Here is a 15,150-nt window from a genome sequence, read left to right as displayed (position 1 = left end):
CCGCATGCAGATCACTCGGCAACTCCGGATCGACGTCGGGCGGCGGGAGGTCGACGTCGGTACCGAAATGACCGTCCGGGTCCGCGACGACCGGCGACAGCCCGTCGAGGGAGCCATCGTCTCGACGGAGACGAAATCGACGCGAACCGACGGACGCGGGCTCTGTAAACTGCAGTTCGGTTCGCCGGGGTTCTGGAAACTCACCGCCGCGAAGTCCCCGACCGACCGCGTGGCGTACAAGCCGGCGTCGACGCTCGTTCGGGTCGTCCCGAACGCGGCCGCGCTCCGGCCGTATCGCCCGATCGGCTCCCGGTAACGCCGCGTGATGGCATGGCACAGGGTTATCCCGGTCGCGGCCGTGTGAGTACCATGGCAGACACCAAAGAGAGTCGAGACGAGCAGGCCGACGACGCCGAAAAGCGCCAGCGCGAGCGTGAACTCGACGAGGCCCTCGAGCGGGACGACGAGGACGAACCGACACTCGAGGAGGAGGGAGAGGTCGACGAGGCGGCGAACGAAGACGAGCGGAGCGAGGGCAGCGACGGGGCGGGCGAGTAGGAGTCGTTACGACAGGCCCCAGAAGAACTCGATCCCGAGGACGGTCACGACGGAGAGGAGCAACTGGAGCGGCGCGCCGACGCGGACGAAGTCCATGAACTTGTAGCCGCCCGGCCCGTAGACGAACAGGTTCGTCTGGTAGCCGACGGGCGTGAGAAACGCCGTCGAGGCCGCGAACGTCACCGCCAGCACGAACGCGAAGGGGTTCGCGCCGATCTGGTCGGCGGTCTGGACGGCGACCGGGAGCATCAACACGACGCTCGCGTTGTTGGAGATGACGCCCGTGATGAGCCCAGTCGCGAGGTAGAACACCCAGAGCACCCCCAGCGCCGGCAGATAGGTACCCGTCGTGGCGACGAGCGTACCCAGAAGGTCCGCGCCGCCGGTCTGCTCGAGGGCGATCCCCAGCGGGATGATGCCGGCCAGCAGGAAGATCACGTCCCACTCGACGGCGTCGTAGATTTCCGTCGGCTTGAGCACGCCCGTCGCGACCATCGCGACGACGCCCGCGAGCGCGGTGACGAGGATCGGCAGGGAGAGCGCCGACATCGCCTCGAACGCGCCGAGACCTGTCAGTCCGGCGACGGTGGTCCCGACCGTTCCCCACGGCACGGCGACGAAGCCGACGACGCCGGCCATGATCACCGCCGCGTGGGGGATCTTCTCCGTGCGGTAGTCGGGTTCCTCGGGTTCGTGGGCGACGATGAAGTCGTCGTTTTGCGAGAGTCGATCGATGCTGTCGGGTGCCGCCTGGACCAACAGCGTGTCGCCGACCCGAATGCGGCGTTCGTCCATATCGCTGCGGACCGTCTCCCCTCGACTGCGGAAGGCCAACACGGTCGCGTCGTATCGCTGGCGGAACGTCGACGTCTCGAGCGACTCGCCCACGAGGAAGGAGCCCCGAGGGACGACGACCTCGACCAGCGTGCGGTCGGAGATGTCCTCGGGCTCGAGTTCGGCGTCGGTCTCGGGGCCGCCGTCGATCGTGAGCGTCTCGCGTTCGACGAGTTGCTGGACGGTCGGCCGGTCGGCCCGCAGCCGGAGCGTGTCGCCGGCGCGGATCGTCTTCTGGCCGATGGGTTCGATGAACTCCTCGCCGTCGCGGACGACCTGCAGGATGTCGGCGTCGAACTCGACGCGGTCGATGGCGTCGGCGACGGTCGAGCCGACGATCGGGGAGCCCTCGTCGACGATCGCTTCGGTCAGGTACTCACCGATGGCATACTCAGTGACGTAGTCCTCGTCGACGGGGACCCGCTCGGGGAGCAGCCGGTGGCCGACGGTCATGAGATAGAGGCTGCCGACGAGGAGGACGATGACGCCGAGCTTTGTGAACTCGAACATCGAGAAGGCGTGGAGTTCGGGGTACTCCACGCTGAGGCGGGCCGAGACGTCGCTCGCGAGGATATTCGTCGAGGTCCCGATCAGCGTGAGCATGCCGCCGAACATCGAGGCATACGAGAGCGGAATCAGCAGTTTCGACGGCGAGGTCTTGCCCTTGTGGGCGATGTCGGAGACGACGGGCACGAGGATGGCGACGACCGGCGTGTTGTTGATGAAGCCGGAGATGGGTCCGCTGACGCCGATCGTGGCGAGCAGCTGTTTGTCGAGGTCGTCGCCCGCGAACGCGGACATCTTGCGGCCGATGATCTGGACGACGCCCGTCTGGCTGATCCCCGAACTCAGAATGAGCATCGCCAGCACGGTGATCGTCGCCGAGTTGGAGAACCCGGAGGTCCCTTCGGCCGTCGAGATTTCGGTGAAGTTCACGACGCCATCGGCACCCAGGACCATCAACAACACCATGATCAGGATGGCGGTCACGTCGATCGGCAGCCACTCGGTCACGAACAGTACCAGCGCGAGGGCGATGATCCCGAACACGACCAGCATCTGTGGGGTCACAGTGAGACCACCGGAGTCCACAACCAGCGGAGCGATCCCGAGAGCCGAGGAGAGAACGCCGATCACGGTTGATAGTACGGGTTCGTTACTCCCCCCGCTTGAAGCCCCCGATTCGGGACCACAGCCGCCGTGGAATCGAGAGCCGCGGTGCCGGTGCTCCCACGCGTCGCACCGGTCTCCACCTGAAGCCGGGGGATCGACGGAGAGCGCAGGCCGAGTCCTCGGGGAGACCTCGAGACGGCAGTCGCACGACCGTTTCGTGAACATCTTCGTGAGAATTCCTTTCCAATGGGAACTGGACGCGGTACTCAAGTGCGCTCTTCGAGGACGAACGCATACGGAGGCGGCCATCGCTCGAGTTCGTCCCCGATCGGGACTGCGGTCGAGTCTCGAGGGCCGGCGTCGAGTTCCGGGCACCGAACCGAGCGGTGGATATCGACTCGAAGACGAGCCATGAACGACTACACGCTCTTCATCGCGACCGCGAACACGGCGACGGTACTGACAGGTGGTGCAGTCGCACTGCTGGCCTATCGGGCGTTCCGACGAACCGGTGCCACCGCACTGCGAGCGGTCGCCGTCGGCTTCGGTGTCATCGTCGCCGGGTCGCTCCTCGGCGGGGGCGTCCACCTGTTCGGCGGGAGCCTCGGCGTCGGCAATCCGGTCGGGCTCGGGGTCGCCATCCAGAGTGGGGCCACCGCACTCGGATTCGGGATCCTGTTGTACTCGCTGTACGCAGAAACGGCGAACATGACCGTTCGTCACGAACTATCGCTATGACTGAGAGCGCACCACCACAGGCCACCCGCGTCGTCGCACAGGGCACCTTCGACCTTCTCCATCCCGGGCACATCCACTACCTCGAGGCGGCCGCCGCGATGGGCGAGGAACTCCACGTCGTCGTTGCCCGTGCGGAGAGCGTCACGCACAAACCGGCACCCGTCCTGTCGGGCGAACAGCGACGCACCGTCGTCGCGGGGCTCGAGGCGGTCGATCACGCCCGACTCGGCCACCCGGAGGATTTCTCGGTTCCGATCCGCGAGATCGATCCCGACGTGCTCGTCCTCGGGCACGACCAACACCACGACGACGACGAAATCGAACGGCTGCTCGCCGAGTGGGGGATCGACTGCCGCGTCGAACGCGCGAACGGACTCGAGCCCGACGGAACCGAGGTGTACTCGAGCAGCGACATCGTCGAACGGGTGCTCGCGGAACGAAAGCGAGATCCGAACGGGAACCGCGTGCCACTCGAGTCCGGGTCCGACGATTGAAACTGAACGCCACTCGAGTCCGGATCTGCAGATCGAACGTCGAGGGCGCTCGCCGTTACCGTGAACTGAGCCGCCCCCTGAACCGCTCGAGGCCCACGTCGAGCATGTCCGGGCTCACCGTCTGGAACTCGCCGTCGTCGGGGAGGTAGGGCCGAACGGAGTCCCAACTGTCGCGGGCGTAGCGCTCGTCGAGCAGGACGCGAACGCCGACGTCCTCGGGGCTGCGGATGACGCGGCCGATCGCCTGCCGGGCCTTCCGGACTGCGGGAATCGTCAGCGCGTACGTGAAGCCGTCGCCGAACTCGTCGTCGTAGGCCCGGCGGACGGCTTTCGTCCGCGGGCTCGACGTGTTGACGATCGGGACGCCACAGACGACCGCCGCGGCGAGGCGGTCGCCGCTGTAGTCGACGCCCTCGGTCAGCGTACCCCGGAGGCTCGTGACGAGTACCTTCCCCTCGCCCGCGAAGAACTCGTCTTTGAGCGACTGGGTCGTCTCGTCGTCGCTCGCGGCATCGAGCAGAACCGGCTTCTCGACTCGGTCCTCGAGGACGCCGGCGGTCCACTCGGCTTCGGCGTAACTGGGCATCCCGACGAGGACGTTGCCGGGGAGGCGGGCGACCTTCCCGATCGCGTCGGCGTAGGATCGGCGCGTCGGATTGTCTTCTCCCGGGCTGCCGCGATTGTCGTAGGTATACTTCGGCGCGGCGACCGCGAAGCTCTCGCGGTTCTCCGCGGGGAAGTGCAGGCCGTACCGGCGCTCGACGACCGGTCGGTCCTCCTCGCGTGCGAGGTACTGGAGCCCCGTGACTTCCGTGAACGCGTCCATCGGCTCGAGGGTCGCGCTCATGAGTATTCCGCCGCCGAAGTGCCCGAGGCGGTCGCCGATCGCGTCGCTCGGGACGCAGTTGTGCAAGGCGAGTCGGGCGTTGTAGGCCCGCCGCCACGAGTCCGCTGGTTCAGTGTCATCCCAGGTGCGCTCGAGTTCGATCTCCCGGAAGTAGTCGGTGTGGCCGCGGCGATACCACTCCCCGAGCACGCGCCCGACGGCGGGTGCGGCGCGGGTTCGGTCCTCGTCTTCGGCCTCGTTCAGGACTCGTTCGACGATCGCGCCGACGGCCTCGGCGCGGACCCAGTCGGCGTCGCCGTAGCCCGCCTCCCTGGCCCACTCCGAGAGTTCGTCCTCGGCGGGCTCACCCGGGTCGCGGAGCGGGATCTCCTCGTCGTGAAGGTCGTTCAGATTCGATTGCCAGCCCCGGTAGTTCCGGTCGAGGTGGGTCCTGACCCGGCGGTCGAGTTCCTCCCGGAGGTCCCGGACGAACTCGAGCGTTCGATTGAGTTCCTCGAACGAGACGTCGCTATCGTTCAGCTCTCCGCGGACGAGGTCGGCGTCGGCGGTCTTGGAACCGCCTTCGGCCTGCCGCCCCTCGCGTTCGAACTTGATCGGCTGGATGACCCGCGAAAGTTCGGTTTCGGCGTCCCGGAGCGTGCTGTCGGCGACCCCGTCGCTGACCAGATCGCGGACGCGCGGCTCGAGCATGTGGGCTTCGTCGCAGACGACGAAGGTCGACTCGTCGAGTAGCGCGCCGGTAAAGGAGCCGACCGTCCGCGGATCGAAGGCGTGGTAGTAGTTCCCGATCACGACCTCGACCTCGCCGAGGGCGGCCCCCATCACGGAGTGGGGACAGGTGCCGTGTGTGACCGACCGGGCGACCAGGTCCTCGGGCGTGACCATGCCGGCGTCGGTGAAATCGTAGGGAACTGCTTCTGCGGCCGATCCGTTCTCCTCGTCGTCGGGCAAGTCCTCGAGGTACTGCGCGTAGAACGGGCAGTACTCCGTTTCGGCTCCGACGGGACCACCCTCACCGTACTCGGGAAGCTCGGGCGGGTAGGGCGTGGGTTCGCCCGCGGTCTCGAGGAACGTGTTTTTCGACTGGCTGCCGCTGTCGGCCAGCCCGATCTGCTGGCTTCGGGCCCGAGCGGCCAGGTTTTTGGCCGTCGTGTCGCCGCCCTCGCCGGTGAGGTCGCGGGTGCGATCCCGCAGGGTCTCGCAGCGATCGTAGACGTTGGCGTCGTCGATCCCCGCCGCGTTCTCACGGTTGTACGGACAGACGTCGGCCTTCCCGACGAGCGTGAGTCCCGAAACCGGGTCCCAGTCGGCGGGGAGGGTCTCGTTGATCGTCTCGAGGTCCGCTTCGAACTGGCGCAGTTGCTGTTTGACGCTCGTGAGCACGAGCACGCGTTCGTAGTCAGTGTCGGGATCGCGCACGAGGTCGATCCCCGCCGTAAGCGCGATCATCGTCTTTCCGGTGCCACAGGCACCCTCGATGACGGTGTAGCCGCCTTCCTGCCCGGTGTCGATGGCCGTCTCGATGCCGTCGACCTGCGGCTCGTAGGGCTGCTCGTGGCCGAACACTGTCCGCCAGTCCGTCATGCTGCCAGTACTCATCGTCGGTCAGTCATAGCGTTGACGGACTGGAGTGGCCCCGCCTCGAGTCATAAAGGTCGGGATTCGGGCGTCGAGACGAGTCTCTCGGGAGAGACCCGCGACGCGCTTCGTCACGACTCGAGCCGATAGACGGTGATGGAACGGGGACGAACGAATCTCCGTTTATGACTGTCGTCCCGTCGATTGCTGCCGGCGTGATGCTTTACTTAGCTGAGTCCCTACGGACGTGTGTGAAAGTCCCTCGCTCACTCGAGAACGTCGATCGAGACGCCGTCGTTCGCACGTTCGAATACGACACCGGCAGCGTTATCGTCGTCGATTTCGGTAACACGGCAGCCGACATTTCGGTCGACGTCGTGGGCTCGACTGCGATCATCGTAGCAGACGACGATCAGTTCGAGTTCGAGTTGCCGCCCGAGGCAAGCGACGTCTCCGCTCGAAACGGCGTGCTCACGATCGAAGAGTAACGCCACGTTCGACCCGGCACCGACGATTGCCACCCACCGATTCGACTCTCAGTCGATCGTCCTGTGGTTTGACCGTCCGGTAAGCGTTTTTGCGGTGTACACACCGGTTTCCCGAGACGGACTGGACGGAAACGCAACGCCTTCCCGGATCCGTCGACTACTCCGACTATGAGCGATGCCATCGACGTCGACCGCTGGCGCGAGGAACTCGAGTCGAAACGCGCCGAGAAAGACGAGTTCTTCGCCGATCACCCGCAGTCGCCGATCCCGCCCGAAGAGCGCGAGGACTTCGAGGGGCTCGAGTACTTCGACCCGGATCCGACCTACCGCGTGACCGCGACGGCGACGGTCCACGACGATCCCGAAGTCGTCCTGATGGACACCACCGCAGGCCGAGAGATGCGCTATCTCCGCGTCGCGACGCTGGCGTTCGAGCTCGACCGCGAGGACGACGCCCTGGAAGACGGCACCTTCGAACTCGCGGCCTACCGACAGGAGAGCCCGAACGAACAGCCGCTGTTCGTCCCGTTCCGGGACAAGACGACGGGCCAGCAGAGCTACCAGGGCGGTCGATACATGGAACTCGAGCCGGAGCGGGATCTCGAGGACGGCGACGAGCTCGTCGTGGACTTCAATCTGGCGTACTCCCCGTTCTGTGCCTACAGCGAGACGTTCGACTGCCCGCTCCCGCCCGAGGAGAACTGGCTCGACGTGACGGTTCCGGCCGGCGAACGGGACGAGTAAGCGACCCCACCCGACTTCGCTCGGGGGCAACGGGCCCCGCGCTCCGTGAGAACGGAGCCTCCACCTCGATAACGGTGACCGATCACGTCCGTCGCGTTTCCAACCGGGGGAGAGGTTGGTTTCGACTCGAGTCAGCTGGCGCCTGACGGCCTGTGTCCATCGGTCTCGCACCTCGAGTGGAAACCAGGGGGTTCCGATCGGCGATTCGCCACGGGAAAGGGATCGTGCGGTGTCAGGGGGCAACGCCGACGGTAAGCAGCGTGCCGAACTCGCGGTAGCGCTCGACCATCTCCTCGCGGCTGTCCCAGTCGTCGGTCGGGAACTCCGCCTCGCTGGGAATCGTGATCTCGCGGTCGGGAATGGTGTCCTGTTCGGCGACGGACAGCCCCGCTTCGCGGAAGGCCTCGCGATACTGCTGGCGGTCCCAGCGTGTCATCTCGACGGTGATGAACTCCTGCCACTCGTGGGAGTGGACGTTCTCCTCGTAGTAGTTGACCGCACAGTAGACGGTGCCGCCGGGTCGGAGGATCCGTGCGATCTCCTCGAGCGTGTGGTGGGGATCAGCCGCATAGTAGAACGCCTCCATCGACCAGACGTGATCGATCGAGTCGTCGGCAAAGGGGAGGTCGTCGAAGTCCCCGACGACGTAGCCGACGGCCTCGTCGTCGGTATACCCCGCCGCGTTGCGGGCCATCTCGGGTGACCCATCGAGACCATACACCCGGCCGGCGGCTTTCGTGTCACGAAGCGCTCGCCCGGCGTAACCGCTGCCACAACCGAGATCGAGAACGGTGTCGCCGGCTTCGACCGGCATCCGCGCGAGGGCGTGCTTCGCGGTGTGCCAGTGGCGGTCCTCCATACCCTTATCGCGGCCGCTCGTCGCCCAGTCGTCGAACTCCTCGCGTACGCTCATATGACGGATTGTGGGTTCCGTGGGCCTAAACGCGTTCGCATCCACACAGTCGTCGGGTTCGATCCCCGAGATTAGTGTCCAGAGATGACACGTCACACTGACCCATGCTGGTGTACAGGGCCCACGGATAGCGTAACGCGCGTATCACGAGCCGACCTCGCGAGTCGAACTCCTCGTTTCGGGGACGCTGGTCGGGGGATGCTCACCGTTCTCACGGGACCGAGAACCACCGACAGTTTCTTTAGGCTTGCCTAAATAATTGAGAGTGAAGGGTCGTCGGTGACCGAAATCCGTGGGCATCCGGATTTCGTTCGACGCTCGGTGAGTCGTACTGTCCCACCCTCGCCAGTTTGCCAGACCCTTCCTTCCGTTCCGGAACTAACTCCCCGACAGGAGAGACATCCGCACGCTTAAGGGAGTGCCGAAAGTTGTTCACGCCACTATGGAGTATGCGCTTGAAATAGACGGCACACCGGAGACGGTACCGGGTGGGACCGGCGTCCTCCTCTTACATCCGAGCACCGGCGAAACCGACCGTATCGATACCGATTTCCTCAAAACGGACACTGACAACTTCCTCGTCGTCTCGACGCGAACCACCGCCCGCGAAGTCAGACAGAAACTCGAGTACTACGACGTCGACGAAGAGCGTGCCGAAATCCTGGATACGCTGAGCATCGAACGCGGCTACTCCCGGCGCTCCTCGGATACCGTCCACTACGTCGCCGCCCCCGACGACGTCGACGGCATCGTCGACCACATCGATGGCTTCCTCGCCGACCACGACGGCAAACTCCGCATCAGCTTCGACTCCGTCACCGAACTCGCCTACTACGCCGGCGACGAGCAGGCCCTCGAGGCCGTCGAGCGGATCCTCGAGTTGCTCGTAGAACACGACGCCGTCGGTCTCTTTCATCTCTCGGAGGAACCCCACGACGAAGCGCTCGTCGACGAGTTCCGTGCCCTGTTCGACGGGATCATCGACCTCGACGAGGACGGCAGCGTCGACGCCGAGTTCTGAGCGCCACCACGACGTTCGGGTTACCCACGAAGAGCGCCAAGAGAGAACCGTACAGGGTACCGGAACTACTCAAAACAGCGGTAACGAACCTGCCCGGAGCACCGCTACAGGTCCTCCCCAGATACCCGGAGCACCTACCGGAAACTCACAGAAGCGCATACTGAACGACCGTCTGCGGTGGCGCGTGCTGACCGACAGTGAGCCACAGGGAGGCCCGAACGAAGTGAGGGCCGACGGAAGCGAGCGGTGACCGGAGGGAACCGCGAGAGGATGGCGAACTGTCGGTCGAACGCACGCGAGGGATGAGTGAGCGACGAGCGGGGTGAACGACGTGAACCCCTCGAGTCGCGAACGAATCGGCTGGGGAGGACGTGGAACGTCCCCGTTGCCAGCCAGAACAGGACGCTCACCGTGTTGTTCCTTGCTATTCACGACACAGGGACCGATTCGATAGACGGACACCGACTCGACAGACGGATATCGACCCAACAGACGGATATCGACCCAACAGACGGATATCGACCCAACAGACGGGATTCGAGGCTACGAACACTCGAAGCCGCGGGGACTCGAGTCGAACCGATGGGGCGACGTCGCTACTCCTCGAGCGAGTCGAACGTCTTCTGGGCCCACTGGACCGCATACTCCGGTCCGTGGTCCAGATACGCCTCGGTATCGAGCGCCGCGAAGGGAGCCGGGAGTTCGATCGCGTGCTTGATCGCCGCACACGCCAGCTCCGTCGCGTCCGCGAAATCCGTCTCGCCGCGCGCGACCGCGCGCGGGAGCCCCGACACGCGGTCCTCGAGTCGCGTCCCCGCGTCCTGCCAGGCGTCGGCGAGTTCCGGATGCTCGTCGTGCCAGTCCGCGAAGACCTCGCGCGTCTGGAGTCCGACCCACCCGTCGTACAGCGCCGCCGCGACCTGGTACGTCCCGTTCGGGTCGAGCGCGACCGCGCGATCGAGGTCACGATACGTCTCCTCGAAAAAGCCGATGAACTGTTCGGGCACCTCGAGGTCGACCTGAACGAGCGCTTCGGCGATCAGGAAGTCGACGAACGACTCGGGCGAGCCCTCGACCCGCGGTTTGACGAGCACGATCGGCGGCTCGGTCTGGCGGGTCCAGACGACGCTGCCGTCCCCCGGCATCCCGATGGTGAAATCCGAACTCGCATACCGGGCCAGGAGGGTCGGCGCATCGTCGGGCAGCCAGGCGTCGGGGTAGCTCGCGGGCTCGAGTGCATCGACGAGCAAGCCGAGGTCCTCGGCCTGTGCGGGGGCCAGCGTCTCGAAATCCCGCTCGCAGTCGAGAACCTGCACGTCGGGCGTGCGGGTCTCGCGGACGGCCTCGACCCGATCCGAAAGCGCTCGAGCCTGAAACATTAGGCGGCGAAGGCTCCCTGGAAGACGAGCAGGATCGATAGCAACGCCGATACGGCGACCGTGGCGAGAACGACCTTGGTTGCGGTACTCATATTCGTGGGGTGGTGTCCGCGTCGCTTAAATCCACCTGTCTCTGCTCGCTCTCGGTCGGTTCCACTCGCTCTCCGACGTGGAAACTGCGTTTCCCGACTGGGCGGGGAGTACGACAACCTTCGAGAGAGAGACGGTTCCCCATCGTTTCTCGTCGACACCGCGATACCCGATCAACCGGCTTACCGGTACCAAACGATGATTTCGCGTGGAACGAAAACCGTATGGAGGAGAACGTGAAGTCCAGGGAAAGCGGACCGTGCAGTTGAAACGATCCGGTGTGATGGAGAGCGGAGATGGGAGTCCCGATCGTGGTCGCGTCCGGCTATCGTCGAGATTACTCGTCGCCGTCGTCGCCGTGCCAGGAATCCGGGACGTCGATGACGTACCGGCCGTCTTCTTGCAGCGAGATGATGTACTCGTCGCGGTTGTAGAGTTCCATTAAATTGAGCTCGTACTGTCCCGGCCTGACGATCTTGATGCTCTCGAACTGTTCGTTGAGTTCCGCACGCAGTTCTTCGATCGACGGTCGCTGACCGCTGGGTTCGCTGACGACGCGGCCGTGCTCCGGCGGCTGGTCGGGATCGTCACTCCCGTCGGTATCGTCGACGCTCCCGTCGGCATCGCCGGCGTGAGATGGCAGATCGTCCGCGGGAACGACGTCGCTGCGGGCGTCCGCTTGGGCCGAGTTCTCGTCGGTCGCCATCGTCGCGGTCGTCTCACGATCGGACCGTGTCGACCACTCTGCTTCCGCTCGGTCGTCGCTTCCGTCGAATTCCGCTCGGTCGTCGGTCTCGGTCCCACTCGAGGAGTCACTGGCCGTCTCGTCCGAAGAGCCAGCTCGATCGGCGGGTCGGCGTGCCGTCTCGGGCCACTCGTCGAACCCTCCCTCCGGCGTCGTGCTCGAGTCGCCCGGCCCGCTCGAGTCGTCGGAAGCCGGAGAGGATTCAGCGGACACCCAATCACGAACCGTCTCCGCGGCGCGCGTCGTGACGCTGTCCGACTCCGAAGCGGGAGCCTCCGCTGATGGATTCGCCGTATCGACCGCTCCCGAGTCCGCGGATCCGGTGGACGATTCGGCTGCGGCCGTCGGCGGCGCGAACTGGAACTTGTTCCCGCCACAGTCGGGACACCCCGACAGCATCTCCTTGGAGCCGTCGGCGAACGTTCGGCCGCAGTTCGTACACTGATGTGGCATTAGTTACGGGACACGAGCGCGCTGATGAGCGTTTCGTCCTTGTGGAGCGTCTCGATCTGATTGGCAGGACCGATCACCGTCAGCTTCGCCTCCCCGGCGTCGCTCCCCATGATACGGCCAAGGAGGGACGAATCTCTGGTCTCGGACTTGGGATAGGTCTCGATCTCGATGCCGTTGAACTCGTCGGGGCTGATTTCGGCCATCGTGACCTCGATGAGCCGGCTCTCCTCGTCGGGCGTCAGACCTTCCTCCAGGATGACGATGTTGCCGTCGTGGACGCCGTCGAGGATCATCCTGATCTTCTCCATCGTCGCCATTCCGTCCATGCGCTCGCCGCTGATCAGGTCGATCTGTACGCCGTCGGGTGCATCCGAGTCGTCCGCGTTGGTTGCTTTTGGCATCGTGGTCACCCGAAGTACTCCGCGATGTTGTCGTACACTTCGTCCATGTTCTCGCCTTCCTTCGCCGAGAGAGGGACGGTCTTGTGCTGTGGGAAAGCGTCCTCGATCCGCTTGACGCTCGATTCCTCGAGGTCGATCTTGTTCGCGAAGATCAAAACGGGGAGCTCGCGGGACTCGATGATGCCGATCAACATGGTGTTGACCTGCGTAATCGGATCCTCCGCGCTATCCAGAACATAGATGACGCCGTCGACGTCTTCTCGGAGCCAGTGCATCGCCTCGGCGACCCCCTCGGTCGCTTCGCGGGAACGGCGGATGGCGTCCTCTTTGTCCATCTCGTCGGTGAACTCTTCGTAGTCGACTTTCGTCGTCACGCCGGGCGTGTCGACGATGTCGATAGTCACCGTCTTGCCGTTCCGTTCGATCTCGACGTTTTCCTTCCTCCGTGCACGACGCGTTTCGTGGGGGACGTGACTCTCCGCACCCACTGCATCACCGGTCCAGTCACGAGCAATACGGTTTGCGAGCGTCGTTTTGCCAGCATTGGGCGGACCGTAGATACCGATTCGTTTGGGCTCCTGTTCCGAAAACAGGCGATCCGTAGCCCGAGAGATACTATCTTTGAGTTCTGTGAACAGTCCCATCTATTGGGCCCTCCAGCACCGCGGGGTGCATCTGCGCGTACTACAAACTGTACCCACTTAAGCCTACGTCAGACGTATAGAATATCCGACGACAACGAATTAGTATCGGCGGTTACTGTCCTCGAATCTGTAAGACGGATCGGAGTACCAGAGACGAAACGATAGCTGGTTGCGATAGCTGGGCGAGAACGTGTATCAGGATACGATGTATCGTATGCTATACCGTATCAGAAGACCACACGCCATGTTAAATAATATCATATTGATAGAGAACGGCTGTGCGTGTTCCGAGACCCCCCACCCCTTCGTTTCAAGTGGAGACTCACGAGGGAGTGGGTGAAGAAATGGAATGAACGGTCCCGATCGAGGGGAGTCCAGCCCTCCGTTTCGACTCGAGGCGGGTTTCAGGGTGATTTCGGCGGCGAATTCACCGATAGCGATCGTTCTAGCAATATAGATACGAGTCTAGCAACCTAGACAGCTAAGAGAAGTAGTTCTAGTAGGAACTAGTAAACACAAACAATACCCTAGTAAAGTAATTCAGTCTGCTAGTTCTGCGGATACTGTTTCCTTGCCATAGAAATAAAACTTCCCATCCGAAAACGCCATCGAACCCCCACCCACCTCTGTGACGCGTTCCACTTGAAACGAAGGGGTGGGGGGGGGGAGAGTCTCGATATCCCACGATCCGTCAAACGCACCCACACTCGAGATTGAACAACACGCACCATGTGATGTCTCACCACACTATCTCACCACACGCTACTGACACACGCTATGCCACTGACACACGCTATTTCATACCACACGTCATTCAATAACGTGATACTGTGACTCCCCCTCATCGCGATTTCCGCGTTCTCGTACGATCCGACTGATCTGTAGTGACCCGAACTGACTGTACCTTCTCCCGACGACGGAACTTACGCGATCCCGAGTTTATAGCAGAGTGACATTCTGTGGCGGATCGATAATAAAACGAGGCCGAAAACCGCGCGCCTACGCTCCCACTGCGCTCATTCCGTTCCAGTCCGGCAGTTCTCCGTCACTCTTGCAGTGGGGATCAATCGTGAATGCCCATCGCTTCGATCTGTTCCTGATACCGGTTCCGAATGGTTACTTCCGTCACCTGTGCGACATCAGACACCTCGCGCTGGGTCTTCTTTTCGTTACAGAGCAACGAGGCAGCGTAGATCGCCGCGGCGGCGTAGCCGGTCGGCGACTTCCCCGAGAGCAGTCCTTTCTCGGTCGTCGTATCGATGATCTCGTTCGCTTTCACCTGAACTTCCTCGGAGAGTTCGAGTTCCGAACAAAACCGGGGCACGTACTTCTTCGGGTTGACCGGCTCCATCTCGAGGTTGAGCTCCTGGGCGACGTAGCGATAGGTGCGGCCGATCTCCTTGCGTTCGACCCGTGAGACCGCGGCGACTTCCTCGAGCGATCGGGGGATGCCTTCCATGCGACAGGCGGCGTAGAGCGTACTGGTCGCGACGCCTTCGATCGAGCGGCCGCGGATGAGGTCTTCGTCGAGTGCGCGCCGGTAGATGACGCAGGCGACTTCGCGGACGGATCGTGGGATCGCCAGCGAGGAGGCCATCCGGTCGGTCTCGGAGAGTGCGAACTGGAGGTTCCGTTCGCCGGCGTCTTTGGTTCGGATGCGCTCTTGCCACTTTCGCAGGCGGCGCATCTGATTGCGTTTGTCCGAGGAGATCGACCGACCGTAGGCGTCCTGGTTCTTCCAGTCGATCGATGTCGTCAGCCCCTTGTCGTGCATCGTCTGGGTCGTCGGCGCGCCCACGCGGGACTTGTTCTGGCGTTCGGAGTGGTTGAACGCACGCCACTCGGGCCCGTGGTCGATGTTTGCCTGTTCGACGATGAGTCCACACTGATCGCAAACGAGTTCGCCCTGGTCTTCGCTTTTGACGAGCGTTCCGCTCTCACACTCGTCACACACCCGTTCACGCTCCGACTCCTGTGTTTTGGTTGTCGTTTCAGGATCGCGTTCGCGCTGACGGGTGGGGCTTGCCATTTCATGTTGATAACGATGTTCCAAGGACTTAAGGACTCGCCACCGAAGACACGCGCCCGAATCGATCGCTCCGATCCCATA

General features: G+C 63.6%; 16 protein-coding genes. 7 read left to right on the top strand and 9 right to left on the bottom strand.

Annotated elements, in window-relative coordinates; translation table 11 throughout:
• Positions 1-4: 4 nt before the first annotated feature.
• Positions 5-316 carry a hypothetical protein gene (locus CP557_RS16415; RefSeq protein ID WP_097380894.1) on the top strand — a complete coding sequence of 104 codons (312 nt, stop codon included), beginning with the start codon at positions 5-7 and terminating at the stop codon, positions 314-316.
• Positions 317-369: 53 nt separating this feature from the next.
• Positions 370-558, top strand: coding sequence for a hypothetical protein (locus tag CP557_RS16410; protein WP_097380893.1), 189 nt, complete (start codon positions 370-372; stop codon positions 556-558).
• Between the two features lie 6 nt (positions 559-564).
• Here CP557_RS16410 and CP557_RS16405 read toward each other — a convergent pair whose 3' ends face one another.
• Positions 565-2,451 (bottom strand): SLC13 family permease, encoded by a 1,887-nt coding sequence (locus CP557_RS16405; RefSeq protein WP_097381685.1) that lies wholly within the window; start codon positions 2,449-2,451, stop codon positions 565-567.
• A gap of 465 nt (positions 2,452-2,916) precedes the next feature.
• Here CP557_RS16405 and CP557_RS16400 point away from each other — a divergent pair, with 465 nt between their 5' ends.
• Both CP557_RS16400 and CP557_RS16395 read left to right on the top strand, forming a co-directional pair.
• On the top strand, positions 2,917-3,243 hold the full coding sequence (locus CP557_RS16400; protein ID WP_097380892.1) for a DUF7521 family protein: 327 nt from the start codon (positions 2,917-2,919) through the stop codon (positions 3,241-3,243).
• Entirely contained in the window at positions 3,240-3,737 is a 498-nt protein-coding gene (locus CP557_RS16395; RefSeq protein ID WP_097380891.1) for an adenylyltransferase/cytidyltransferase family protein, read from the top strand. The genes CP557_RS16400 and CP557_RS16395 overlap by 4 nt, the downstream gene beginning before the upstream one ends.
• A gap of 55 nt (positions 3,738-3,792) precedes the next feature.
• On the opposite strand, the gene CP557_RS16390 is transcribed toward CP557_RS16395, so the two are convergent.
• The gene (locus CP557_RS16390) at positions 3,793-6,168 is read right to left on the bottom strand and encodes an ATP-dependent DNA helicase (RefSeq protein WP_097380890.1); all 2,376 of its coding nucleotides are present in this window, start codon (positions 6,166-6,168) and stop codon (positions 3,793-3,795) included.
• Between the two features lie 245 nt (positions 6,169-6,413).
• Between CP557_RS16390 and CP557_RS16385 the strand changes: the two genes are divergently transcribed.
• Positions 6,414-6,650, top strand: coding sequence for a DUF7127 family protein (locus CP557_RS16385; RefSeq protein WP_097381684.1), 237 nt, complete (start codon positions 6,414-6,416; stop codon positions 6,648-6,650).
• A gap of 168 nt (positions 6,651-6,818) precedes the next feature.
• On the top strand, positions 6,819-7,394 hold the full coding sequence (locus CP557_RS16380) for a DUF1684 domain-containing protein (protein WP_097380889.1): 576 nt from the start codon (positions 6,819-6,821) through the stop codon (positions 7,392-7,394).
• A gap of 232 nt (positions 7,395-7,626) precedes the next feature.
• On the opposite strand, the gene CP557_RS16375 is transcribed toward CP557_RS16380, so the two are convergent.
• Positions 7,627-8,307, bottom strand: a complete 681-nt coding sequence (locus tag CP557_RS16375) for a class I SAM-dependent methyltransferase (protein ID WP_097380888.1) — start codon at positions 8,305-8,307, stop codon at positions 7,627-7,629.
• Between the two features lie 442 nt (positions 8,308-8,749).
• On the opposite strand from CP557_RS16375, the gene CP557_RS16370 reads away from it, so the two are divergent.
• Positions 8,750-9,328, top strand: a complete 579-nt coding sequence (locus CP557_RS16370) for a DUF7090 family protein (protein WP_097380887.1) — start codon at positions 8,750-8,752, stop codon at positions 9,326-9,328.
• A gap of 596 nt (positions 9,329-9,924) precedes the next feature.
• On the opposite strand, the gene CP557_RS16365 is transcribed toward CP557_RS16370, so the two are convergent.
• From CP557_RS16365 to CP557_RS16345, 6 genes are all read right to left on the bottom strand, one after another.
• Positions 9,925-10,707, bottom strand: a complete 783-nt coding sequence (locus CP557_RS16365; RefSeq protein WP_097380886.1) for a DUF7089 family protein — start codon at positions 10,705-10,707, stop codon at positions 9,925-9,927.
• The gene (locus tag CP557_RS23580) at positions 10,707-10,799 is read right to left on the bottom strand and encodes a hypothetical protein (protein ID WP_449406607.1); all 93 of its coding nucleotides are present in this window, start codon (positions 10,797-10,799) and stop codon (positions 10,707-10,709) included. The genes CP557_RS16365 and CP557_RS23580 overlap by 1 nt, the downstream gene beginning before the upstream one ends.
• Before the next feature lie 335 nt (positions 10,800-11,134).
• Positions 11,135-11,995: an OapC/ArvC family zinc-ribbon domain-containing protein gene (locus CP557_RS16360; RefSeq protein ID WP_097380885.1), complete on the bottom strand. Its 861-nt coding sequence runs from the start codon at positions 11,993-11,995 to the stop codon at positions 11,135-11,137.
• Positions 11,995-12,396, bottom strand: a complete 402-nt coding sequence (locus tag CP557_RS16355; RefSeq protein ID WP_097381683.1) for a DUF2073 domain-containing protein — start codon at positions 12,394-12,396, stop codon at positions 11,995-11,997. Before CP557_RS16355 ends, CP557_RS16360 begins: the two co-directional genes overlap by 1 nt.
• A gap of 5 nt (positions 12,397-12,401) precedes the next feature.
• Positions 12,402-13,040 (bottom strand): Era-like GTP-binding protein, encoded by a 639-nt coding sequence (locus tag CP557_RS16350; protein WP_097380884.1) that lies wholly within the window; start codon positions 13,038-13,040, stop codon positions 12,402-12,404.
• 1,063 nt (positions 13,041-14,103) lie between these two features.
• Positions 14,104-15,069: a transcription initiation factor IIB gene (locus CP557_RS16345; protein WP_097380883.1), complete on the bottom strand. Its 966-nt coding sequence runs from the start codon at positions 15,067-15,069 to the stop codon at positions 14,104-14,106.
• Between the last annotated feature and the right edge of the window lie 81 nt (positions 15,070-15,150).

It is taken from the genome of Natrinema ejinorense, from assembly GCF_002494345.1.
In the GTDB taxonomy this organism is placed as follows: domain Archaea; phylum Halobacteriota; class Halobacteria; order Halobacteriales; family Natrialbaceae; genus Natrinema; species Natrinema longum.
The sequence above is the reverse complement of the archived record's forward strand: the minus strand, read 5'-3'. Positions and strand labels throughout refer to the sequence as shown.

Coding starts and splice junctions, on each gene's coding strand:
- CP557_RS16410 (WP_097380893.1), top strand. CDS start 370: ATGGCAGACACCAAAGAGAGTCGAGACGAGCAGGCCGACGACGCCGAA.
- CP557_RS16405 (WP_097381685.1), bottom strand. CDS start 2,451: ATGCTGGTCGTGTTCGGGATCATCGCCCTCGCGCTGGTACTGTTCGTG.
- CP557_RS16395 (WP_097380891.1), top strand. CDS start 3,240: ATGACTGAGAGCGCACCACCACAGGCCACCCGCGTCGTCGCACAGGGC.
- CP557_RS16365 (WP_097380886.1), bottom strand. CDS start 10,707: ATGTTTCAGGCTCGAGCGCTTTCGGATCGGGTCGAGGCCGTCCGCGAG.
- CP557_RS16400 (WP_097380892.1), top strand. CDS start 2,917: ATGAACGACTACACGCTCTTCATCGCGACCGCGAACACGGCGACGGTA.
- CP557_RS16350 (WP_097380884.1), bottom strand. CDS start 13,040: ATGGGACTGTTCACAGAACTCAAAGATAGTATCTCTCGGGCTACGGAT.
- CP557_RS16360 (WP_097380885.1), bottom strand. CDS start 11,995: ATGCCACATCAGTGTACGAACTGCGGCCGAACGTTCGCCGACGGCTCC.
- CP557_RS16380 (WP_097380889.1), top strand. CDS start 6,819: ATGAGCGATGCCATCGACGTCGACCGCTGGCGCGAGGAACTCGAGTCG.
- CP557_RS16415 (WP_097380894.1), top strand. CDS start 5: ATGCAGATCACTCGGCAACTCCGGATCGACGTCGGGCGGCGGGAGGTC.
- CP557_RS16370 (WP_097380887.1), top strand. CDS start 8,750: ATGGAGTATGCGCTTGAAATAGACGGCACACCGGAGACGGTACCGGGT.
- CP557_RS16375 (WP_097380888.1), bottom strand. CDS start 8,307: ATGAGCGTACGCGAGGAGTTCGACGACTGGGCGACGAGCGGCCGCGAT.
- CP557_RS16355 (WP_097381683.1), bottom strand. CDS start 12,396: ATGCCAAAAGCAACCAACGCGGACGACTCGGATGCACCCGACGGCGTA.
- CP557_RS16390 (WP_097380890.1), bottom strand. CDS start 6,168: ATGACGGACTGGCGGACAGTGTTCGGCCACGAGCAGCCCTACGAGCCG.
- CP557_RS16345 (WP_097380883.1), bottom strand. CDS start 15,069: ATGGCAAGCCCCACCCGTCAGCGCGAACGCGATCCTGAAACGACAACC.
- CP557_RS23580 (WP_449406607.1), bottom strand. CDS start 10,799: ATGAGTACCGCAACCAAGGTCGTTCTCGCCACGGTCGCCGTATCGGCG.